Genomic DNA, 23545 nt, shown 5'->3' with positions numbered 1-23545 from the left:
GCGTGCTTAATCGAGCAATTCCCGGGCGATCACCAGCCGCTGGATTTCGCTCGTGCCTTCGACGATCTCCAATACCTTGGCCTCTCCTAAAAGGCCAGAAACAGGATATTCTTCAAACACGCCGTAGGCACCGTGCACCTGGATGGCCTTCAGCGCGGCCTCCACTGCCAGTTCGCTGGCAAAGAGCTTGATCATGCCGGTCTCATTGCGAAAAGGACGTCCTTCGTCAACCAAAGTGGCCGCATTACGAACCATCAGCTCCGCAGCATGGATTTTGGTCAGTATATCGGCAAGCGGAAACGATAAACCTTGATGCTCAAGGATAGGCTTGCCCAAGACCTTGCGATCGCGACCAAAGGCTTTGGCAAGATCGATGGCGCGGCGAGCGAGGCCCAGCCCTGTCGCGCCCACTAATATGCGACCCACACTCAGCACCGTCAGCACCTGTTTTAATCCATCTCCTCGTTGACCGATGAGATACTCCTTCGGGATGCGTACATTATCAAAGAAGAGTTCAACCGAGTCGGCGAACCGCCAGCCAATCTTCTTGGCCGGTTTGCCGACCGAAAAGCCAGGTGTGCCGACAGGCACGATGAAGGACGACAGACGCTTTGCGCCTGCGTCCGGGTCAGTAACCGCGACGACGGTCGAAAATCCGTGCAGCGGCGTACCGGCGTTGGTCGAGAACATCTTCTGGCCGTTGATAACGTATTCGTCCCCTTCCAGCACGGCAGTGGTTTTCACGCCGGCAACATCGGACCCGCCTTGCGGCTCGGTCACACCAAAAGAGGCGATCATCTTGCCTTCATTGATGGCCTGCAGCCATTGACGCTTTTGGGCGTCGTTGCCGTAGCGGGCAATCAACGAGGTGGGGGCGCTGTTGCACAAAAAAATTGCCGCGAAAGACGGCTCCACGCGGGCGAGAAGCTCAGCAACAAGCGCTGCGCCGCAGGTGCCCAGGCCACCACCGCCGTACTCAGGGTCGTATGACGTCCCCATAAACCCCATTTCGCCAAAGGCCTTTACCAGTGCGGTCGGGAACTCATGGTCAGATAGGTGCTGGGGCATCGCGGGTGCCAGTTGCTGTTGCGCAAAACGGCGCACCGCTTCCGTGAGCATTCTCTCATCATCATTAAAATCAATCAGCATTTTGGTTTCCTGTGTTTATTTAAGGTGCTGGCCGCATCCGGATGGCGGCAGTTCTCTACGAAGAAGTGATTGGCTTCGAAGTCCATCACTTCGGCATGCGGCATCATCTGGTTAGCAAAAAAACGTTTAGTGCTCGCCACGGCTGTCCGTGGCAGCGCGGCGAGTCGGGTAGCCAGCGCCAGCGCCTTGTCCAGAACCTGGCCATCTGGCGCCGTGTAATCAGCGGCGCCCATACCGAGCATGTCTTTGCCGCTTAGTTCATCCAGGCAGAAGCAAAGGTTACGGGCGCGCACCCGCCCCACCCGCTCGATTAAAGCGTTCAGACCCCAGGGGGTCAGCCACCCGTGCGGCACTTCAGGTAAGCTCCACCGTGATTGTTCCCCGGCCACCACCACGTCACAAGAGATAGCCAGGATAAAGCCACCACCGATCGCAAAGCCTTCAACGGCGGCAATAACCGGCTTCTTCACAAAGGCAAACAGGCGCGCCATGTCGCCCGTTTCCTGTTCGAAGCGAGCCATATCCTCCACGCTCAACTGACTGATAAACTTCAAATCACTGCCCGAGCAAAAGCCGTTGTTCTCTCCCTGCAGGACGATAGCTCCCACGGATGGGTCCCTATCCAGTTTTAGCAACTGCGCCTTAAGTTCATCGATCAGGGCCTGATCCATTGCATTGCGGCGAAACCCCCGCTGGATCGTCAGCACCGTGACGGCGCCGTAAGCCTTTATCCCGACCACATCCTGAGCATCAAACATGAACACTCTCCTCTACGAATAACGCGCGATCCATGATCGCAAGAGGCTCGCGTATGCTGACAAGTGGGAAGTCCATCAAATCGAGCACTTCTCGTTGCAGGTCAATACCGGGTGCAATTTCTTCCAGGATGAGACCGTCTGGCGTCACCGAGAACACCGCGCGTTCGGTAATGAGCAGCGCTTTCTGGCCCTTTCCAACGCCGTCGCCAAGCCGGTAAGTAATGTGATCAGCCTGTTTGACGAACTTTCGCGACTGGCCTTCGCGCTCGATCTTTAAACCAGCCTCGTCGGTATAGGATATTTTTAAGCCGCCAGTCGTGAAGGTGCCAGTAAAAACGAGTCGCTGTGCGTTTTGTGCGATGTCAATAAACCCGCCCGCCCCCGGATTCGCCGTGCCAAAGCGGCTGACATTAACGCTGCCATTCGCATCAAACTGTGCAAATGCCAACGCGGCGAATTTGCACAGGCCGCCATCAATCAGATCGAACTGTGTGACGCCATCCACGTTCGCCCGTGGGTTGATATTGGCGGAGAATTGCCACCCATTCATGACGATGCCACCAAAGGAGCCATGCTCCGTCGTGAACCAATAGTCGTCAATGTTTGACTCAGTGATCAGACCATCTTCAACCATGACCAGCGGTACATCCGAGGACGCACCAAAGCCAAATATCGTCAGTTCGTGCTGCTTCACTTCGCGAGCCGCTCGCCTGGCAATGACTTTTGCCGGCGTCTGGGGCAATCTCTTTAACGAACTCAGCGGCGCGTTCTGGTTACCCTGGTAGGCAGCGTCGGTCGCAATGTCCGTGACCATCATCTGCTCAGGATCGACCACAATGTGATCGACGAGCGCCGCAGGAATGCGAGCGCAGACGGCAAGTCGCGAACCCCGTGGCACGATGCGCTTGACCTGCGCGATGACCTTGCCGCCACACGCCTTCACCGCCAGGGCCAAGGCAATGTTCGAGGACAGGAGCGGATCCTCTTCGAAGGACAAATTGCCAAGGTCGTCTGAGGCTGTCGCACGAATGATGGCGGTATTCAGGGTCCAGGTGGGGTAAAAGAGCAAGGGCTCGCCCTCGAACTGCACCTTGCGAACCAGGTCCTCGGTGGCAAGCGTGGTCAGGCGCCCGCCCGTTTGCTCGGGATCGATATAGGTACCGAGCCCGACTCGGGTAAAGTAGCCGGGGCTCTTGCGAGCCACTTCGCGCAGCCAATGCATGCTGGCGCCTATGGGCCAGCTATATGCTTCGATCCGGTTTTCCTGGATAAGCTTCATCAGGGCGGGTCGAGCACCGGTCTCAGGATGGGTCGGATTGACGTACGAACCCGACACGATTCGCTTCATAAGGCCTTCGGTAGCGACATGATCCATACCCGGTATGCCCACCGCGTCGCCCGTGCCGCATGGAAAGTAAAACGTTAAATTTCGCGGGCTTTGTGTGTCGTCAAAGCGTTGGCGCAGCGCTCGCAGTATGGTGTCAGGGGTAATCCAACCGATGACCCCAACACTGGCCACGACATCACCATCCTTGATGTGAGCGACCGCCTCGGCCGCTGTGCATATTTTGCTCATGCCTTTGCTCCGAATCGAGCAAGCGTTGCCTTAGCGCGATCATGTTTGCAGTTATCGATGAAGACTCGATTGGCACCCGCGTCAAGCGCCTCGCTCGTGCCGGCAACCAAGGGGGCAAAAAACTGCTTGGTGGAAGCCACCGCGGGCTGGGGCATGTCTGCAATGAGACCGGCAATGCGCATCGCCTCCTCCAGTGACTTACCTTCGTCGATCACGTAGTCGGCCAGGCCAAGCCGAAACACATCGGCGCCACTTAGGAGTTCGTGACCAAAGGTAAGCCGTTTGGCAACTACCGGGCCTACGCGAGACACCAGCGCTTGCAAGCCCCAGGGAGGCAGCCAGCCGTTGGGCACCTCGGCCAGGTTCCATCGCGCTACGGCGCTCGTGACGATCAGATCGCACGAGCAGGCCAGAATGAAGCCGCCACCAAAAGCATGCCCTTCCACTGCAACGACGACAGGCGTGTTAAGGAAGGTGATTTTGCGGGCAATGGCGGCGGTGATGGCTTCGTGTTCTGCCATCTCAGCCAGGTTCATTGTGCCCAGTTCCTTGAGGTCGCTGCCTGCGCAAAAGCTAGGCTGCGCGCCTGTTAGCACGATGGCGCCAACGGAAGTCTCGCGGTCCAGTTCGGCAAACCGGCGCTCGAGATCCTCGACCATGGCGCTGCCCAGGGCGTTGCGCCGGTTAGCGCGGTCCAGGGTGACAATCGCCACGTTGTCCTTGTGTTCTACTTTAATCATGGTTTAATTCTCCTCGTTCATTCAATCAAGTTGTGCGCCGTCGCGGTTTACGGCTACGCGTACGGCAATAGGATCAATATCTCGGGGCTGTACGTTCTCGTGTACAGCGAGCGCTGCGGCGTGGCCGATAGCGTGCCCGTACGAAAAACATTGCGCAGTCACCCGTGCCGAGGCCATGGCTTCGGCCTCCGCCGACAGACATCGCCCGGCCACCAGAATCGACTCCCCTGCCGACGGCACGAAACATTCGTATGGGATCTCGTAGTAGTCGTTAAACAGCCACTCCAGTTTGGGTATGGCTCCCGCGTGCTGCTCAATGGGCCATGCCGAACGTGCAATGCCGGAGCGGAACTTGGTTCCCTTAACGACATCGCTGTTAGCCAGCGTGGCCACACCCATGGCCTGGCGGCTTTGGCGAATGCCAACTTGCACGCCGGTATCGTTGACATAGGCGTTTTCGCACCCAACAAGATAATCGCGGAAAAAGCGCTCATACTCGCGCACTTGCTTGCGGCCTTGAATCTCCGCCTCTGTCAGGTCAGCCGCAACAAGAGGATCCAGGTCACGACCATCTTCACCCAGGATGCGTGTGCAGTTGCACAGTAACTGGTCCGGGCGTGGCGTCGGGAACAGGAAGATCTTCTGGCGCGGCAAGGCGTATTTCCCGGATGCGTTAGCCTTGTGGATCATCTCGACGACAGGACCAAGAAGCACGCTATTGTCTCCGTATGTACCCAGGAACCGTTTCACGTCTACCCCATTGATGCGAAAGATCATGGTCGGGTTCTGAATAACACCGTTCAAGCTGCGGTAGGTGGGCAGCCCTGCCATCGCAGTCACGTCTGCATCGCCACTGGCGTCGATCGTAATCTTTGCCGTGACGCGTAGCTTGCCTTGTTTGGTGTAGGCCACCACGCCGGCCACGCGTTCACCCCCGTCCATCAACACATCGCTAACGACGGTGTGATAAAGCACCTGAACACCACTGTCGGCAAGAAGGCCGTCACCTACCTCACGCCACGTCAGGGGATCATGAACCAGGGTATAAGTCTTGCCGTAAAGCGTTGGACCGGAAAGGCCGCCTCTGGCCTGCATGCGCTGGACAAACTCCTCGGCAAAGCCGTATACCAGACGCACGGGTCCTGCCTTGGGGTCCTGCCGGGCTTCGAATAGACCGCAGATCGTGCCAGACAATCCCGCGACGGCGCCACCGCCGGCAAAACCATAGCGCTCGAGCAGGATGACCTTCAGCTTCTGCCGCGCCGCCGTCACTGCGGCGGCCACCCCTGCGGCACCCCCTCCAATCACTAGCACGTCTGCCTCCAGCGCAAACTGTTGACGTTCATCTATCATATTTCTCTCCAATTTCAAAGTAGCCAAGTAGCGTTAACCCATGAAGCTCGGTAACCACGTCGCGATCTTCGGGAAGAACAGTACGAGCAACAACGCAATGATCTGAAGCCCGATAAAGGGGGCAACACCTTTAAAGATGTCACCAAGCGAAATATCGGGCGGCGCCACGGCTTTTAGGTAGAACGCGGCCGGTGCGAACGGCGGGGCCAGGTAGGAGATCTGCATGTTCATGCAGAATAGAATCCCGAACCAGATAGGGTCAAAGCCCAATGCCTTGATGACCGGTACAAAAATAGGCATCGTGAGCAGCACGATTCCAATCCAGTCGATAAAGCAGCCCAGGATCATGAGGATCAACATCATTAGTGCGATGGTAGCCAAGGGCGGAATGGGCAAGCCGGTGATCAAATCCTGCAGGAAGGCGGTGCCGCCCGCCAGCGTGTAGACCGACACCAATGCGGAGGCGCCAAAGAAAATCCACGTCAACATGGCGACGGTACTTCCCGTTCGCCGAAGCGAGTCCCAGACGGCATCGAAGCTCAATTTACCGTTGACACAAGCCACAATTAGCGAGCCCAGCACGCCTATTGCTGCGGTTTCGGTGGGTGTCGCAATGCCGCTATACAGCGCACCGAGGACCATCAGTATCAAGGCTACCGGTAAGATCAATACGCGACCGAGTGCAATCTTTTCCATGATCGGAAGGTCGAGCTCTTCGCGCGGTGCCAAGGGCCCGAGAGACGGATTCATGTAGCAGCGTATGAGCACATAGGCAAGATACAGTGAGACGAGCAGGAACCCTGGCAGAACTGCAGCGACGAACAAGGTGCCAATGGAAGTTTGTGAGACCAGGCCATAGACGATCAGCACGATACTGGGCGGTAACATGGTGCCCAGCGATCCACCGGCACAAATCACCCCAACCGATAGTTGTTTGTTATAGCCGCGCGCCAGCATGGTCGGCAGGCACACCATGCCGAGGACTACGATCTCAGCGCCGATGACACCAACCATGGCGGCCAGTATCGTTGCCGCCAGGAGACACCCGACGGCCAAGCCACCGCGCAAGCGTCCTGACCAAATATGCAGAGCATAAAATAGTCGTTCGACGACGCCCGCCTTCTCCAGGATGCAACCCATCAAGACGAACAATGGCACCGAAATCAGTGCATAGTTATTCATCAAGGTGAATATCCGGCTAGGAATGAAATACAGTGTCTCTGGTTCGAAAAGCCAAAGGGTCAACATGACGGCAGTCATCCCAGTCGCGAACGCGAGCGGCATACCGGTGAAAAGAAGCAACAATAAAATGCCTACTGTTGCGAGGCTAACGATTTCACTGCTCATTACAAACACCCTTTACAGAATCAATGAAGGAGACGACGCTTTGCAGGACCATTAATGCGGCGCCAAGGGGAATCGCGATCTTCATGTACGTCGGGGCGAGTGAATTCCATCCGCCACCGGAGCGTTCTCCCATCTCAATCGCGGGCAACGCCTGTTCAACTCCGTAATAAACGATGATCGATAGATAAACGATGGCCAACAGATGTCCCAAGACATCCATCCAGCGCCGCGTGTGTACCGGCAGCAGGTTGTAGATGACGTCAATGCGCACATGCGTGTTGTTCTTGATGGCATGGGCGCCGGAGATCACGTAGTGAATCCCGACCACCATGATGACAAATTCCAGTGCCCACTCGGTGGGCGTATGATAGATATAACGGACGATGACGTCATAGACCATGACAGCGAAGACCACGAAGTAAATGGCACTTGCGTAATCTCCGATTTTTTGGTTCAGGTTATTGATGAATCGCATGATTGCTTGCTCCAGAGTGCGCGAGGTCCCGCGCTTTGGCTCAGCCAAGAGTGAGCGTGGTATAACGAGTGGATGCGTGAGCAGCGGCGGCTAACGAAAAGCCGCCGCTTTTGGTCAGCAGGCCAAGTCACTCAATAAGACCCTTGCTGCGAAGGAATTTGACCTGACCGTCGACTGCGCGGCGCGACAGATCATTTTTCTCGCCATATTTATTCCAGATAGCAATGGCGGCGGTACGGAACCTCTTGCGATCCTCTGCGCTCCAGTCGATGATCTGCACGCCGCGCGCCTCAAGCTTCTGCGCGACCGCGGCATCAGCCTCCTGGAGTTTAGCCGCCAGGTCCTGGCCAAAATCCTTGACCGACTGCTCAAGTATCTTCTGCGTCTCGGGGTCTAGCTTGTCCCACACTTTTAATGGAATGGAGACGTCGCCCGTAGGGGTAGAGTGAATGCCCGGATAGATGACGAACTTGGCAATGTCGTGGAAACCGAGTTCCTCGTTCATGCTAAGCGTGCCCCAGTCGGTGGCTTCGATGGTGCCACTATCGAGCGCACTAAAGACCTCGGAGCCTGGTAGATTGATTGGCACAGCTTTGAAGCTGGCAAACAGGTCTGAAGACATGCCTTGGGGAAGACGGATTTTCAGGCCGGCCAGGTCTTCCGGCGAAGCTACTTTACGCGTCGTGGGTAGGGACTCTGCACCCCACCACACCGCACCGATCGGATAAAGACCATAGGGCTTGTACGCCTCGCGCAACAACTCCAGTCCACCATGCTCATAGAAATACTCGTAGGCAAGCTTAGGGTCATCGTACGCGGCGTTCAAGTCGCCCAGCACGGCAAATGCTGGATTCTTGCCGCTCCAGTAGACGGTTGCTGGGTGCTGGCCATTGAGGATGCCTCTGGCAACGGCATCGAACGTTTCGTTTGGTCCCACTATCGCACCGGTTGGCAAGGGCGTGACCTTGATCTTGCCATTGGTCTTTTGCGTGACGTCTTTGGCCCAGCGCTCAAACGCCAGTTGAGTGACGGTACCAGACTGCCACAAGCTCTGGACACGCCAGGTCTGGGATTTATCTGCTGATGCCTGCGTGGGTAGCGTTGCAGCGAGCGCAATGGCTAGCGACGCGTAAGTATGACGTGAAAATAATTTCATCTAAACCTCTCCTCGGGGAAAATCATTATTGCTATTGGTGAAGGGGACAACGTAACGACTTCGAAAGCATCGAATTTATCTAACATATCAATGCATAGATGTTAATATATCAGATAAATAATCTCTGATATATCAGAAAGATTTATTTCGCGGGTTATCCCCAATAAATCAGAAGTTACGCTTTGAATTGGCAATATTGATTCTGTTGTGGTGATATATTAGATAGAAGTGACTTCTTCACTCGGTGCCGATACACAGGCAAGATTGAAACAATGGATAACGTATATGAGTACAAACCCTTTACATGAAAAGCCTTTAAAAGACGTCGCCTACGAAGCGCTCGAAAACATGATCATCCGAGGCCGGATTCGAGGCGGCAGCCTGTTTTCCGAGGCAGAACTGGCGCAACAGATCAACATTGGCCGCACGCCGGTAAGGGAGGCTTTGCAGCAGTTGGCACAAGTCGGTCTGGTTACCGTCTTGCCTCGGCGGGGAATCATGGTGGTGGATGTCACCATCGCAATGCAGTTGCAAGTGCTTGAAATCCGGCGCCCACTCGAGCGATTGGTGGCAAGTTGCGCCGCCTTGCGGGCCAACGCCAGCCAACGCGCTGCCATGCTTGAACTGGCCTCGGCAACGGAGAAGAGCGCCGCGGCTGGCGACGGCGACGAATTCCTCCAGGCAACGCGTCGCAACCACGCTGCTCTGGAAGAAGCCTCGGGAAACGAGCTCATTCAAAGTGTGATGTCCCTGGTCCATGCTCGCTCCCGGCGATTTTGGTATATCCACTACGAGCGTTGGGGCGACCTCAGTGCCGCCGGCGCCGCGCATGCCAATTTGATGCGTAGCATCTCGCTTGGGAATGAAGCGGCTGCCGTCGAGAATGCAGACCGGCTTGTTGATTATCTGGAGCAGTTTTGCCGCTCGACTATTGAGTCATACGGCAAGAAATGAACTTTTAATAACCGCCACATCGATAAGCGGGCCCGAGAACCTGTGTAACGGAGACACTTTATGATGCACTTTCCCATGACGCTCAACTGGCTCTGCCGTCTGGCCGAACGTATGTATGGCACGACTGAAGTTGTGACAAAAATGCCCGATGGGCAATTACGCAGGCACAGCTATGCGCAAATCGCGGCGCGCAGCCGGCACCTGGCCCTGAGGCTGGCCGCTGAAAATATCAAGCCAGGCGAAACCGTCGGTTCCCTGATGTGGAATCATCACGTCCACCTGGAAGCCTACTTCGGCGTGCCGGCCGCTGGTGGCGTGCTGCATACCATTAACCACCGCCTGTCACCTGATGACCTGGTCTTCATTATCAACCATGCCAGGGACAGGATTCTGATCGTCGATGATGTGTTGCTGCCCCAGATCCTCGAGATACTGCCCCGACTTGACACGGTGGAAAAGGTCATCGTCAACCGATACGGGCTTGGGGACGCAGCAGGTTTTGCAACGTACGAGGCGTGGCTGGAGGAACCGGTGCCGTCTGGCGTGACACTGCCCGAGGTAGGAGAGGATTCTCCGGCGAGTATTTGCTACACCGGCGGCTCCACCGGCCGCCCCAAGGGAGTGGTGTATTCTCACCGCGGCCTGGTCATGCATGCCTTCTCACAGGCCATGGTCGATGGTTACGGCGTCAGTCGCAACGACACGATCCTGGCCGTTGTCCCCATGTTTCACGGCAATGGTTGGGGCCTGCCCTTTTCTTCTGCGCTCACCGGCGCCAAGCTTGTTCTGCCCGGCCCTAAGGTCGATCCTCAGAGCTTGCTAGAGCTCATGCAGGTGGAGCAGGTCACGTTTTCAGCAGGGGTGCCAACGGTCTGGCAAGAACTTGCGCGCAGCCTGGAGGAAAATGCTGCGACATCGTCCAACCTCTGTCCGATGACCATCATAACGGGCGGCGCCGCGCCCCCGCAGCACCTGTTTGACCGCCTTGAGCGTTTTGGTATCACGCTGCTTCAAGGGTGGGGTATGACCGAAACAGCAAGCATCATTACGGTGAGCAGGCCTTCGCCCAAACATAACAAGGCGGTAGACCTGGTAAGTGGCGATTGGCGCCTGAGCCAAGGCAAGCCGATGGCCATCGTTGATATTCGGATCGTATCGGAGGGTAACGTGCTGGCACATGACGGACACTCTATTGGCGAAGTCCAGGTGCAAGGCGCATGCGTGACAGACAAGTACTTTGAACTGAACTTGCCTGGCCGCTGGACCAAGGATGGCTGGCTGTGCACCGGCGATATCGGTCACATCGACCCTAGCGGTAACCTGAAGGTACTGGAAAGAAAGGAAGACCTGATCAAATCGGGCGGCGAATGGATCCCCCCTCAAGACCTGGAAGATGCGCTGCTTGAATTGCCTGAAGTTATTGAGTGCACAGTCATCGGCATTCCACACGAAAAATGGGGTGAACGGCCCCTCGCGTTGATGGTGTTGGCGCAAGGCGCCACGATTGAAGACGAAGCACTGCGTTTACATTTGCTTGGACGATTCGCCAAATGGCAGCTTCCCCAGGCGTTCGTTGCGGTCGCTAACATTCCACGCACTGCCGTGGGCAAGATCGCACGCCGTCAGCTGCGTGAAGCGTATGCCGACTGGCCAAGTCGGGCAGCAGAGGCACCCGCCCAATCGTGGTCGAGCAGGAGTGCCTGATATAGCTTATTTGGGGCGCGGATGCGGGTTTTACACCTCATATCAGATTGTGAGTGGTGCCATTCGGGAATGCAGGACAGAGTGGCGGACACGATACGCACACGTAACGACCACCCATGGAACAAACCGGCGCCTACCAGGTGACCACTCCAGAGCATCGACATACAGCCGAATAACTCAATAAATTTGGCAATATCACGGTTTGATGAACCCTATGTCTAGAATTTATGATGCGTGCCTATCCTGTCAATTGAACTCAGCCAATTATCAATAAGCTTTGCTTAGCTGGCCCGACTGCATGCCGTCTAAATCGTTCGTTAAGAACTCCATTCGCCGAACCAGTCACCGTTGCGACGACAGCTCGGTATTGATACCACTATAGAAAATAACAATAATGGGTATATATTTTTATTTATTGTAATAATAAAACCCGATGACTATAGTTAACAAACGCAAGTCAGAAAATCTGACTATTGTCAATTCCAAAAACCTAATGCGTATTAGCAGTAGGTTAATACTATGGTGCTTTAGTATGAAAAATATCGGGACGCTTGAGGAGTTACCCCAGGAATATCTGGAGAATCTTGAATCGGAGAATCTTGTTCCGCTCTGGCCAAGTCTAAAAGCACTCCTGCCCCCAGGAATCCCAACGGCACAGACTCAGGCGATCCATTGGACCTATAAGGCTATTCGCCCGCTCTTAATGAAAGCGGGAGAATTGACCCCAATTGAAAAGGCTGAACGGCGTGTTTTAGTTTTGGCTAATCCAGGACACGGATTAAATGCAATGAAAGTCAGCCCTGCTATGTACGTAGGCATGCAATTATTGCTACCAGGTGAGTGGGCGCCAAGCCACCGTCACACACCCAATGCAGTAAGAATGATTGTGGAGGGAGAAGGCGCATACACAACCGTTGAGGGTGAAAAATGTCCGATGAGTCGAGGTGATCTTATCCTGACACCTTCAGGTTTGTGGCATGAGCATAGTCATGAGGGAGACGAGCCTGTGGTCTGGCTGGATGTTCTCGACCTCCCGCTCATATATTACATGGAAACGAGTTACCATGTTGACGGGCCCAAACAAACTGTCAAATCAGGCCGGGGGGATCGTGTCTACGCCAATGGCGGGGTGTTGCCTTCACCTATATTTTTGCGTGATGGAAACCGCTATCCCATGTTGCGTTATCCATGGGAGAAGGTGCGATCCACATTACTAGCACTTGAAAAAGAAAATGCAGAAATAGACGCAATACAAGTGGAGTATATCAATCCCGAAACAGGCGAATCCGCTGAAAACATTCTGGGATTCTATGCACTAATGTTACGCCCTGGTCAAATTCTAGATATTCCTGCACGCTCGCCATCCACCTTATTTCACATCATAGAGGGCGGGGTTATTGCATCTATTGCTGAAATAGAATTCAGTTTGGCTGAAGCGGATACCTGCTGCTCTCCTGGTTATACATCGGTACGACTCCAAAATCGATGCGCGGATAAACCTGCGTTTATTTTCATGGCTGATGAAAGTCCATTACATAAAAAAATGGGCGTTTTTGAGGTCAGATAAGGCGCTCAAAAATTTAATAATTTCACAAACCCAGCCAATTGATGCGCTTACATGAACTTTCGTAGCAACGTTAATTACTGGATTTATCGAGTCACGTGATGACTAATGGAAACGCAAATCAATGGACAGACCTTCATCATTATTTGACAAGCTATGGCAAAGCCATGTTGTACATCAGGACGTAGATGGCACGACATTGTTATATATTGATCGCCATTTAGTCTATGAGGTTACGAGTCCCCAGGCCTTTGAAGGGCTCCGTTTAAATGGCCGCAGCCCGAGAAGACCAGAAACTGTAATTGCCACAGTGGATCACAACGTTCCCACAACAACCGAGGAAAGGCATAGCACCGATAGCATCCCAGATATATTGTCGCGACAGCAAGTTAAACAATTAGAAAAAAACTGCAAAGAATTCAATATTAATTTTTTTGGGCTAGGTTCGAGAAACCAGGGAATTAGTCATGTCATAGGACCGGAATTAGGAGGAACTCTCCCTGGAATGACGGTTGTAGCTGGCGATTCACATACGAGTACTCATGGCGCTTTTGGAGCTTTAGCGTTTGGAGTAGGTACGTCAGACGTTGAACACGTGTTAGCAGCACAATGTTTGGCCATGAAGCCAATGAAACAGATGCTTGTGAAAATTGAAGGTACGCTCCCTTTTAACACATCCGCTAAGGACCTTATACTGACTGTCATTCAACGTCTTGGCGCAGGCGGAGGGGCCGGCTACGCAATAGAGTTCGATGGCCCGGCCATTCGCCAATTATCAATGGAAGGGAGAATGACCATTTGTAATATGGCAATCGAAGCGGGAGCTCGAGTCGGACTTGTGTCAGTTGATGAAAAAACAATTGACTATCTTCGAAACAGGCCATACGCCCCGCAAAAACGATATTGGAACGCTGCCGTGACTCGTTGGCAATCCTTAGTTAGCGATCCTGAGGCACACTTCGACAAAACTCTGGTTATTGAGGCTTCTACAATTCGTCCAATGGTGACTTGGGGAACCTCTCCTGACATGGTCAGTTCAGTAGATGATGTGGTGCCTGATCCTGACGATGAAGTTAACCCTGTAAAGCGCGAAGGGATGAGACGTGCGCTTGAATACATGAAACTTTTGCCCGGAACGCCCATAAGAAGCATCCAAATAGACAAAGTGTTCATCGGCTCTTGCACTAACTCGAGAATAGAAGATTTGCGAGCGGCAGCCGCAATTGTAGCCGGCAAGTCTGTTTCTCCAACTGTTCGTCAAGCATTAGTCGTGCCGGGCTCTGGATTAGTCAAAGAGCAGGCCGAAGCTGAAGGACTGGACCTAATATTTAAAAAATCTGGATTTGAATGGCGTGAACCTGGCTGTTCAATGTGTTTGGGAATGAATGATGACCGACTGGCGCCAGGTGAACGATGTGCTTCTACTTCGAACAGAAACTTTGAAGGTAGACAAGGCACGGGGGGGTTAAGTCATCTTGTAAGCCCAACTACCGCAGCGGCGACAGCAATTGCTGGCCATTTTACTGACATTCACTAAGAAGAGTTGGAACCATGGACGCATTTAAAACGCTATCGTCTAATGTTGTGCCATTAGACCGCGCTAATGTTGACACCGATGCAATTTTACCCAAGCAGTTTCTAAAGTCAATACAACGGTCTGGGTTTGGTGATTACTTATTCGATGAATGGCGCTATTTAGATCGTGGAGAACCAGGACAGCGTACAGAAGATCGACAAAAAAATCAGAATTTTTGCTTGAATAAACAACAATATGCTGGCGCAAAAATATTACTAACTCGGGAAAATTTCGGATGTGGCTCCAGCCGTGAGCATGCCGTTTGGGCGCTGCATGATTTCGGAATAAGAGTATTAATCGCTCCAAGTTTTGCAGATATATTTTATGGCAATTGCTTCAAAAATGGCGTCCTCCCTATAGTGGTTAACCCAACTATTGTTGACAGCCTTTTTTGCGAGTATGAGCTGTCAGCGCAATTAGCGCTATATATTAGCCTTGAAGATCAATTAATTACAGCAAACGGAGAGACTGTCTTTCAGTTTGACATTGATGCCTCCAGAAAACATAGGTTGTTAAATGGTCTTGATGATATAGATATAACTTTTCAGTTTTCAGAAAAAATTCGAAAATTCGAAGCAGCTCAAAGAGCGAGGGAACCTTGGTTCTTTAGATAAGAAATAAGAAGACGCATATCAAATTTAACAACTCAACGTATTATGACAGATGCATTTAGACCGCGATAGCGAACCCAATAAAGCCATGAATCCTTAATATTAGTCGGTGATTACGACGGTATTTTCGGTATTTTATATTTAACTAAAATGAGACAAATCCTATGCAGCGAATAATTAAGATTTTAAGCCTACATTTTTTTGTTTTTCTGGCGGTGTTCGGGACTTCGAAAATTTTTGCACAAAATGAAGCAGTTTATCCTAACCGACCAGTGACAATCGTAACGCCCTTCTCAGCTGGCAGTGGCCCAGATGCTGTTTTGAGAATGGTAGCAGAAAATTTATCCCAGCAATGGAAACAACCAGTTGTGATCGACAATCGCCCAGGAGGAGCCGGGTTAATCGCAATAGAGCAAGCCCGTCGTGCCAAACCAGACGGATATACCTTACTACAGATTGACAGCGAGCAATTGAGTGCATTGCCATTTTTATATCCGTCAAGAAAAGTGGTTCCAATGGCGTTATTTGATCCTGTTTCGGCACTATTTCGAACTCCCTTCTTTGTAACTGTGCCAAACAAGTCTACCTGGAAAGATATGCAGGACCTGATAAACGCTGCCAAGAAAAATCCAGATGCCGTAAGCTATGGCTCCTGGGGCGTCGGCAGTCCTGGTCATCTGGGCGGAAAACAGCTCGAAATGATTACCCATACCAGCATGATACATGTTCCATATAAAGAAACTGCGCAACTTTACGTCAATCTTAGCGCAGAAGAAATTCAATGGGCATTTGCGAGTATTGGTTCAAGCGAAAGTTTATACAAGAAGGGAAGCCTGCGATATCTTGCGATCGCGGCTAAACAAAGGCATCCGAGAGTGCCAAATGTACCGACTGTGGCAGAAGCCAACGGACCAGCCGACTTGGAGGTCGATTCGTTTGCCGTTGTACTTGCACCGAAAGGGATCGATCCGAAGCTGATTGAAAAAATCCATTCCGCTATAACGAAAGCGACTGATAGTGAGAAGGTAAAAAAGAACTTTGATGCATTTGCATTTGAGCGACTAACATGGGGTCCCCAAGACATTAGCCAACAGGGAAGCGCCAAAGCCAGAATTTACGAAAAATTAATTCGCGAGGGAAATATCCGGATCGAATGAATTAAAACTACGCAGAATTTATATAATTTCGTGCTTATCGCTGATGAATAAAGAAATAAGTAAGCAAAACTGGTCCAATTTTGGATTACTCATTCTGCATGGTATTGGCGATAATCTTTCTCAACCAAATATTGCCAGATTCTTGGTGATAACGCTCGTGCCAATACTGCTTTACGTCGTAGGAAGGAATTTGGATGGGAATATCCAGACTCCGAACAGATTTGTCCCGGCATAAAATACGCGCCAAATGAATAGGCGCCAGCGCCAATAAGTCAGTGGTTCGAACAATCTCTGCAAGCCCCAGAAACGCGGGTACCCAAAGTGCGATCTTTCTCGTAACACCCGCATCGTCAATTGCTTTCTCTAAAAGCCAATGCGCTGTACCACTACTCTTAACAGAAACGTGATCTTCCTTAATGAACTGTTCAATTGACAGAGAATTCTTTATTCTGGGATGATTGCTCCGCACTAAACAAACATAATGCTCACTAAATAATTTTTGTTGATAAAAGCCGGGCCCCATAATTTTTGTAAATCCCATAACTATGTCTATTTCTCCTCGCTCAAGTTGCATTGGGCTATTGGCCGTTAATTCGACAACTTCGAGCCGGATATTTGGCGCAAGCATATTTAAAGCATTTTTTAGTTTTGCAATAACTACTATTTGACCTGTGTTGGTCATCCCTATTCGAAATACCCGACTAGATGTCTTAGGGTCAAATTTAACATCCCCCTCTTCAATTTCCGAAAACAGATTGATGACAGCGTGTATTGCTGGTAATAGTGATGTGATTTTCGGGGTAGGCTGCATACCCTCACTAGTACGAACAAAAAGCGGATCAGCGAAGTGTTTGCGCAATTTGGCAATACGGATACTGACAGAGGGTTGACTTAACCCAAGCAGCTCTGCGGTAACTGAAATATTGTTTGTGCGAACAAGCGTATCTATTAACTCTATATCGCGAATATCAAGATTGGTCAATTTGGCATCAGCTTAATTATTAGTAAGTAAATATTCTATATCAAATATAGTTAAATACAATACACATAATAAGTAATGATTTATTGAATTTATAGCAACTATTGGCAATACTGACAGCATATTCAAGGAGATAATAATGCTGCTTTGCCGCTTTGGTTCGAATCAATTAGGAGTCGTTCGCGATAATAACGTCTATGAAGTGACGAAGGTTTTGAGTGATTTACCTCAATACAGCTATCCGTTCCCAACTCATGATGTGTTAATTGCCAATTTGGATTCATCACGTCCCCGTATTCAACAACTCGCATCCCAGAGCAAACCGATACCCTTATCGCAAATCAAACTGCTAGCTCCGGTAGCGAACCCAGGAAAAATCATCGCTGCTCCAGTGAACTACTTGAAGCATCTTGAAGAAGCACGGACTGATAGTGAAATTCACCACTCCAATCAAGTTGGGGAAATTCAACGTGTAGGTTTATTTCTGAAAGCCACCAGTTCATTGATTGGCGTTTCAGAACCAGTACAGATCGCACACCCAAATAGAAGAAATGATCACGAAGCCGAAGTGGTAGTAGTAATCGGCAAAGCTGGAAGAAACATATCCGCCAAAAACGCAATGGAGCACGTTGCCGGATTTTGCGCGGGGCTTGACATGACGACCCGTGGCCCAGAAGAAAGGAGCATGAGAAAATCGATAGATACATATTCGGTATTGGGCCCATGGCTCGCGACAGCCGATGAAGTACCGGATTCATCAATACTGAATTTTCGTTTGACTGTTAATGGCGAAGAACGTCAAAAAGCCAACACAAAAGATCTAGTTATCGATATACCCCACCTGATCGAGTTTGCGTCCTCTTTCTATACGCTGCATCCTGGAGACTTAATATACACAGGAACACCGGAAGGAGTGGGAACGGTGAATCCAGGCGACACCATTGTAATGGAGCTGGATAATGTCGGCAATATCACGGTTAAGGTTCAAGCGTTGGGGGCAGTATGAAACAAAATTCAAAACATCCGGTTTTGATCGCCGGTGGTGGAGTGGGCGGATTATCGGCTGCGTTGGCCTTGGCTAGAAATGGACTGGAAAGTTCCGTTTTCGAGCAAGCAGATGAATTCAAGGAAATTGGCGCCGGGATACAATTGGGGCCCAACGCATTTCATACATTTGATGACTTGGGTATAGCTGATGAAGTACACGAATTAACCGTTTATCCAGATGACATCGTGGCGATGGATGCAATCAGTGGTGAGGAAATTGTACGCCTGCCAGTCGCCAAATTATTTCCAAAACGCTTTGGTAAACCTTACGGGCTGATCCATCGTGCAGATCTACATTCCGTACTTTTAAGGGCCTGCCGTGAAACTGGAAAGGTTAATCTGCTGTCCGCAAAAAAGGTTACAGATTTCAACGCAAACGGTAAGGAAGTCGTAGTCACCGCAGCGGATGAACAACAGCATACTGGCGCGGCTCTTATTGGCGCCGACGGGCTTTGGTCAACAGTTCGTCAGCGCATCGTAGGCGATGGCAAACCGCGGATATCAGGACATATCGCTTATCGTGCTGTATTGCCACTCGACCAAGTACCTGAAGCGAACCGACAAAATGCAATGGTTGTGTGGATGGGGCCTCGCTTCCATTTAGTGCACTACCCTCTAAGAGGGCACGACATGTTTAATTTAGTGGCGGTATTTCATAGCGACCGATTTGATGAAGGATGGGATTCCTACGGAGACCCCGAAGAATTAAACTTACGGTTTAAGGGTGCTAGACCTGAAGTGCTCGGCATGTTGGAAAAAATTGATTCATGGCGTATGTGGGTCTTGTGCGACCGGGAGCCAATAGCGAATTGGACAAAAGGAAATACAACGCTGCTCGGCGACGCAGCGCATCCTATGCTGCAATATCTTGCGCAAGGCGCTTGCATGGCAATGGAAGACGCTGTTTGTCTATCCAAACACTTGACATTAACTGGTAATGATTTTAATGCTGCATTTTCTAGCTTTCAAAAAGCACGGTACTTACGCACAGCTAGAATTCAACAGACCGCACGATTATATGGCCAAGCATATCATGCAGCTGATGCCACCCGTGATCTGCGTAACCATTTTTTAAAGTCGAGAACACCAGAACAGACGATGGAAAGCATGGCTTGGATGTACGACAAAGATCAAATCCCAGTTTAGCTATCGTTGTGTCACGACAGGCAATAAGGAACAGATTAGCTGCCTATATCCATGCGGAAAAAATATAGATATTATGGAGACAAAAAATCATGAAACTATTACAAGTGTTTGTAGCTCTGGTCAGTACATTAGGAATGAGTGCTCTGGTACATGCTGAGTCAGCATACCCCAGTAAACCGATCACTATTGTAGTTGCATATCCTCCCGGAGGCAGTGCAGACTTAATTGGGAGACTAATGGCAGATAAACTCTCAAAGCGTATTGGGCACCCAGTAGTGGTAGAAAATAAGGCTGGAGCGTCTGGTAATATCGGCACCAGTTATGTTGCGAGATCCAAACCGGATGGATATACATTACTGCTTAATAACAATACGCTTAGTATGACAACCGCTTTAGGAATACAGCATGCAGTAGATCCATTAAAAGATCTGACATATATAGCATCGGTAGCTTCCACACCTGTCGCAATAGCGGTGCATCCTTCTATTCCTGCTAACTCAGTCGATGAGCTAGTTAAGTATGCTAAAACCACAAAACAAGAGTTGAACTATTCTTCTTGCGGAAATGGGTCTCCTCAGCACTTTGCGGGCGAGCAGTTTAATAATTTAGCCAAAACCAAGATGGTTCATATTCCGTACGCCGGGTGCGCTCCAGCAACACTAGACGGTATTGCTGGCCAAGTTTCCGTGCTATTTAATTCTATTCCTAATCTTGATGGTCTGGTTCGGTCTAAAAAACTGAAGTATATCGCTGTTGCTTCCGAAAAAAGATTAGCTTTCAAGCCAAATCTTCCAACGGTAAAAGAAACCAAGGAATTTAATGAGTTTGCTGAGGAAGTATGGTTCGGCTTTCTTGGCCCAAAAGATATGCCTCCGGAGATTACGAAATATCTGGAGCTCGAGTTTTTGGAAATCATTAATGACAATAACGTACAACAAGAACTGGCCAACCGTTTGATTTCTACCTACATATTAAACAGTGATCAATTCAAACAACGTATGGCTGACGAGCTAAGTAAATATACTCATGTGGCTCGCGAACTTGAGATGAAAGGGAAGTAATACATCTACGGTTTCATTATTGTGTGACTTGAAGTCCAGTTTATTCGATTAATTAAAAGGAATTTTCGACGTGAGTATAAGTAGCCAACCAAAGGATATTGTTTCTGAATATTGTGATGAACTTTCCATAGCCAATCATATACTATATGTGCAGGGTGTTCTTGATGCTTTCGGGCATGTTAGCGTCCGACACCCGGAGAGACCAGATCATTTTTTAATTTCTCGCAATCGAGCGCCTGCTCTTGTTACTCCTGACGATATTCAGGTGCTGGACCTAGTTGGTTCTCCAGTTGAAGATACTGGTGTTTCTTTATATCTAGAGCGTTATATTCATGCCGCGATCTATGCTGCAGATCCTGAAGTGATGAGTGTTGTGCATAATCATTCTCCTGCTGTTGTTCCATTTACCGTATCAAAAAACGCAAAACTGCAACCTGTTTGTCACATGTCGGGGTTTTTATCAAAGCACATTCCGAATTTTGAAATTCGAGAATTTGCTGGCAATGGCTCAAATCTGTTAATCGATAGCTTGTCGCTGGGAGTAGCGCTCGCTAATTGCAAAGGAAAATCTCCGCTAGTCTTGATGAGAGGACATGGCGTGACAATTACGGGATCGAGTATTCCTGAGGCGGTTTTCCGCTCTATATATACAGAAAAAGGAGCTCGCCTACAAATGGAAGCTGAGCGCCTTGGTGAATGCGAATATCTTACGCCTGAAGAGGCGGCCACCGCGGACAAAACGGCACAGGGGCAGATTAAGAGGGCTTGGGACTTATGGTGCTGGGAGTTGAAACGCCAAAAGGTATAATGCGAGTTGGCGTGTCAAAATATATATTCAGAAAAGGAATATTTGTTCTACATTGCATGAATCAGTTGCAGCACTTGATGAATATACGTTTTAAATGACTGCTTCTGCCTTATTATTTTGCCAATTCCCATTTTGACAAACTGACAGGCATTAATGGAGCGATCAGGTGAAAACCGGGCAACGTCATCCCCTAACGGAACGATGGCTCCCGTCGCCATATTGATAAGCTACTGCGTGCCGTCCTGATACGGCGTAGCCTACCGAATCGGATCGACAGAGAGAAAACGGGCGACTTCCTTCTGCAACGACCCAGTCATGTTTCTTAAAATCAATATTGAGTTTCCTTAAAAATCAATAAACTTTAAGAAAATAATTCTCTTAAATCAATATGCAATTTTTCGACAAGGGGCTCAAGACGGTTGTCTAGCTCAAGGTAACTGCCAGAGAAGGCTCGATTATGAAGCTGAGTTACCACTGCGCCATATATACAGACAAGCGCTGATAGCCCATCAAAAAGTCAACATTGCCACCCTTTCACTTTTAGTAACCGCAATTGCTGGTTTCAGTATTAGCGCCAGCACTCATGGTCTTGGTCTTGATTCTGTCAATCTGAGTAAGATAGCTTACTTTCAGTGCTGCAGCGTCATTTCCCACATTTACCAGCTGAAATCCCTGGTCGATCCTTTTGATACACATGTCCACATCGGCACAGTAAATTCCTGAAAAGATGCCTCGATCCGCGGCTCGCTTGCGAATTAATTCGATCGTTTCTCCAATTTCTCCCTCTGGAAAGCATCCCGGTCCGCCGCCAAAACTCAAACTCAGGTCGTTTGGACCGATGTATATCCCATCAATTCCCTCAACATCGAGGATTTCATCGAGGTTTTCGACCGCCTGGCGCGATTCAATCATGACAATCGCGAGGATCTCGTCGTTGGCATTTGGATAGTAATCCGCGCCCCCATAGAGAACACCTCTGGGTGGGCCAAAGGATCGGGTTCCAACGGGAGGATACCTGCAGGCGGAAACGACGGTGCGAGCGATCTCGGCCGTATCAACTTGAGGGCAAATCACGCCATAGGCGCCAGCATCCAATAGTCTCATAATTTCCACTGCGCTCGAGCTCGTTGGGCGTCCCAGGGGAGTGGCGTTTGTGGTGGAGATCGCCTGAAACATGGTCAATGCCTGGGAAAAGTCAATCATGCCATGTTGCAAATCAACTGTCACTGCATCAAAGCCGCAGTTGGCCACAATTTCAGCGCTGAACGACGAAGGTATGGATAACCATCCGTTGGCGGCAACGCCTCCCTCCTTAATAATTTTCTTCAAGCCATTCTTTCTCATTTCATCTCATCCATCTTAGTGATTTAAATTTTTGACGACTCAATTGACGCGAATACCGATGTCCTTGGTCAATTGACCCATTTCGTCTGTTGCCGTTTTCAGTGTTTTTGCAAACTCCTCTGGTGTAGAGCCAATGATTTCATAACCTTGTTCTTCTTGAGGTTTGCGAAATTTTGGACTTTGCAGTACCGCCTTGATTTCCGAAGAAATCCTGTTGACGACTTTTGGATCAGTCCCTTTTTTCATTACGAACCCGACCCAAACCACGTTTGTGAAGTCAGAAACGCCGGCTTCTTTCATCGTGGGCACATCCGGCAACAAGGGAGACCGCTTTGAGTCAGCTACCGCCAGTGCGCGCATTTTCCCAGACTTGACCAGTTGCACAATGGCCGGCAGGTTGTTGAACATCATGGACACGCGGCCACCTAGAATATCGTTTACCGCATCAGCCCCGCCTTTATATGGAACATGCACGATTTTCGTGCCAGTTGCAGTGAGAAACTGCTCTCCAGCAAGGTGCATCGTGTTTCCAACGCCGGCGGAGGCAAAACTCAGTTTGCTCGGATTCGCCTTGGCATCATTAATTAAATCAGTCACGCTCTTGTAAGGTGTTTGCGCCCCCACCACCAAGACATTGGCCATTTGATGGGTGATCGAGACTGGCACAAAAGCAGCTCGAGGATCGTATCCTTGCTCAGGATAAATAAATGGATTAACGGCAAGGGTGCTCAGTGAGCTATATAAAATCGTGTACCCGTCCGCTGGCGCACGGGCTACTGCGGCCGAGCCAATATTCCCGTTCGCACCCGGCTTATTTTCGACAACGACGGGTTGGCCAAGACGTTTACTCAATTCCTGCGCTAAAGGCCTTGCAAACCCATCTGCGGTCCCGCCTGGAGGAAAGGGTACGACCATCGTTATTGGCTTGGATGGGTATGAGTCTCCTGTAGCTGCAAGTGATGCGCCAGGCACAACGGCCGCGATGGTGATCATGCTTAAAAGTGCTGAACTTAATCCTTTTTTCATCTCTATCTCCTTTG

21 protein-coding genes are annotated in these 23545 nt (G+C 50.4%); 10 read left to right on the top strand and 11 right to left on the bottom strand.

What is annotated here, in order from left to right; all coding sequences use genetic code 11:
* Positions 1 to 6: 6 nt before the first annotated feature.
* The 8 genes from INT32_RS14060 to INT32_RS14025 form a co-directional block, all read right to left on the bottom strand.
* Positions 7 to 1149, bottom strand: coding sequence for an acyl-CoA dehydrogenase family protein (locus tag INT32_RS14060; protein WP_193089362.1), 1143 nt, complete (start codon positions 1147 to 1149; stop codon positions 7 to 9).
* Entirely contained in the window at positions 1143 to 1907 is a 765-nt protein-coding gene (locus INT32_RS14055) for an enoyl-CoA hydratase/isomerase family protein (RefSeq protein WP_193089361.1), read from the bottom strand. Before INT32_RS14055 ends, INT32_RS14060 begins: the two co-directional genes overlap by 7 nt.
* A complete protein-coding gene (locus INT32_RS14050; RefSeq protein ID WP_193089360.1) occupies positions 1900 to 3483 on the bottom strand; it encodes an acyl CoA:acetate/3-ketoacid CoA transferase in 1584 nt (527 codons plus the stop codon). Before INT32_RS14050 ends, INT32_RS14055 begins: the two co-directional genes overlap by 8 nt.
* Positions 3480 to 4223 carry an enoyl-CoA hydratase/isomerase family protein gene (locus INT32_RS14045; RefSeq protein WP_193089359.1) on the bottom strand — a complete coding sequence of 248 codons (744 nt, stop codon included), beginning with the start codon at positions 4221 to 4223 and terminating at the stop codon, positions 3480 to 3482. The genes INT32_RS14050 and INT32_RS14045 overlap by 4 nt, the downstream gene beginning before the upstream one ends.
* Positions 4224 to 4244: 21 nt before the next feature.
* Positions 4245 to 5576, bottom strand: a complete 1332-nt coding sequence (locus tag INT32_RS14040; RefSeq protein WP_193089358.1) for an FAD-dependent oxidoreductase — start codon at positions 5574 to 5576, stop codon at positions 4245 to 4247.
* A 33-nt stretch (positions 5577 to 5609) separates the two neighbouring features.
* Complete coding sequence (locus tag INT32_RS14035) at positions 5610 to 6923, bottom strand: TRAP transporter large permease subunit (RefSeq protein WP_193089357.1); 1314 nt, start codon at positions 6921 to 6923, stop codon at positions 5610 to 5612.
* Positions 6913 to 7398 carry a TRAP transporter small permease subunit gene (locus INT32_RS14030; RefSeq protein ID WP_193089356.1) on the bottom strand — a complete coding sequence of 162 codons (486 nt, stop codon included), beginning with the start codon at positions 7396 to 7398 and terminating at the stop codon, positions 6913 to 6915. Before INT32_RS14030 ends, INT32_RS14035 begins: the two co-directional genes overlap by 11 nt.
* 127 nt (positions 7399 to 7525) lie before the next feature.
* Positions 7526 to 8554, bottom strand: a complete 1029-nt coding sequence (locus INT32_RS14025; protein ID WP_193089355.1) for a TRAP transporter substrate-binding protein — start codon at positions 8552 to 8554, stop codon at positions 7526 to 7528.
* A 285-nt stretch (positions 8555 to 8839) separates the two neighbouring features.
* Here INT32_RS14025 and INT32_RS14020 point away from each other — a divergent pair, with 285 nt between their 5' ends.
* The 6 genes from INT32_RS14020 to INT32_RS13995 all read left to right on the top strand — a co-directional run bounded on the left by INT32_RS14020 (position 8840) and on the right by INT32_RS13995 (position 16120).
* Positions 8840 to 9508 carry a GntR family transcriptional regulator gene (locus INT32_RS14020; protein ID WP_193089354.1) on the top strand — a complete coding sequence of 223 codons (669 nt, stop codon included), beginning with the start codon at positions 8840 to 8842 and terminating at the stop codon, positions 9506 to 9508.
* Positions 9509 to 9568: 60 nt separating this feature from the next.
* Positions 9569 to 11212 carry a long-chain-fatty-acid--CoA ligase gene (locus INT32_RS14015; protein ID WP_193089353.1) on the top strand — a complete coding sequence of 548 codons (1644 nt, stop codon included), beginning with the start codon at positions 9569 to 9571 and terminating at the stop codon, positions 11210 to 11212.
* 532 nt (positions 11213 to 11744) lie between these two features.
* Positions 11745 to 12779 carry a cupin domain-containing protein gene (locus tag INT32_RS14010; RefSeq protein ID WP_193089352.1) on the top strand — a complete coding sequence of 345 codons (1035 nt, stop codon included), beginning with the start codon at positions 11745 to 11747 and terminating at the stop codon, positions 12777 to 12779.
* A 121-nt stretch (positions 12780 to 12900) separates the two neighbouring features.
* Positions 12901 to 14313: a 3-isopropylmalate dehydratase large subunit gene (leuC, locus tag INT32_RS14005; RefSeq protein ID WP_193089351.1), complete on the top strand. Its 1413-nt coding sequence runs from the start codon at positions 12901 to 12903 to the stop codon at positions 14311 to 14313.
* A 14-nt stretch (positions 14314 to 14327) separates the two neighbouring features.
* A complete protein-coding gene (gene leuD, locus INT32_RS14000) occupies positions 14328 to 14966 on the top strand; it encodes a 3-isopropylmalate dehydratase small subunit (RefSeq protein ID WP_193089350.1) in 639 nt (212 codons plus the stop codon).
* A 161-nt stretch (positions 14967 to 15127) separates the two neighbouring features.
* Complete coding sequence (locus INT32_RS13995; protein ID WP_193089349.1) at positions 15128 to 16120, top strand: tripartite tricarboxylate transporter substrate binding protein; 993 nt, start codon at positions 15128 to 15130, stop codon at positions 16118 to 16120.
* A gap of 85 nt (positions 16121 to 16205) precedes the next feature.
* Here the strand turns inward: INT32_RS13995 and INT32_RS13990 are convergent, their stop codons facing one another.
* Positions 16206 to 17102, bottom strand: a complete 897-nt coding sequence (locus INT32_RS13990; RefSeq protein ID WP_193089348.1) for a LysR family transcriptional regulator — start codon at positions 17100 to 17102, stop codon at positions 16206 to 16208.
* 136 nt (positions 17103 to 17238) lie between these two features.
* Here INT32_RS13990 and INT32_RS13985 point away from each other — a divergent pair, with 136 nt between their 5' ends.
* The 4 genes from INT32_RS13985 to INT32_RS13970 all read left to right on the top strand — a co-directional run bounded on the left by INT32_RS13985 (position 17239) and on the right by INT32_RS13970 (position 21161).
* Positions 17239 to 18105 carry a fumarylacetoacetate hydrolase family protein gene (locus INT32_RS13985; protein WP_193089347.1) on the top strand — a complete coding sequence of 289 codons (867 nt, stop codon included), beginning with the start codon at positions 17239 to 17241 and terminating at the stop codon, positions 18103 to 18105.
* A complete protein-coding gene (locus tag INT32_RS13980; RefSeq protein WP_193089346.1) occupies positions 18102 to 19292 on the top strand; it encodes a 3-hydroxybenzoate 6-monooxygenase in 1191 nt (396 codons plus the stop codon). The genes INT32_RS13985 and INT32_RS13980 overlap by 4 nt, the downstream gene beginning before the upstream one ends.
* 89 nt (positions 19293 to 19381) lie before the next feature.
* Positions 19382 to 20353, top strand: a complete 972-nt coding sequence (locus INT32_RS13975) for a tripartite tricarboxylate transporter substrate binding protein (RefSeq protein ID WP_193089345.1) — start codon at positions 19382 to 19384, stop codon at positions 20351 to 20353.
* A gap of 70 nt (positions 20354 to 20423) precedes the next feature.
* On the top strand, positions 20424 to 21161 hold the full coding sequence (locus tag INT32_RS13970; RefSeq protein ID WP_370540236.1) for a class II aldolase/adducin family protein: 738 nt from the start codon (positions 20424 to 20426) through the stop codon (positions 21159 to 21161).
* Positions 21162 to 21701: 540 nt separating this feature from the next.
* On the opposite strand, the gene INT32_RS13965 is transcribed toward INT32_RS13970, so the two are convergent.
* Both INT32_RS13965 and INT32_RS13960 read right to left on the bottom strand, forming a co-directional pair.
* Positions 21702 to 22505, bottom strand: coding sequence for an HpcH/HpaI aldolase/citrate lyase family protein (locus INT32_RS13965; RefSeq protein ID WP_193089344.1), 804 nt, complete (start codon positions 22503 to 22505; stop codon positions 21702 to 21704).
* Positions 22506 to 22544: 39 nt separating this feature from the next.
* A complete protein-coding gene (locus INT32_RS13960; RefSeq protein ID WP_193089343.1) occupies positions 22545 to 23531 on the bottom strand; it encodes a tripartite tricarboxylate transporter substrate binding protein in 987 nt (328 codons plus the stop codon).
* Positions 23532 to 23545: the final 14 nt, after the last annotated feature.

It is taken from the genome of Advenella sp. FME57 (assembly GCF_014897675.1).
GTDB lineage: Bacteria > Pseudomonadota > Gammaproteobacteria > Burkholderiales > Burkholderiaceae_B > Advenella.
Note: the sequence above shows the minus strand (reverse complement) of the source record. Positions and strands in the feature narration are given on the sequence as shown.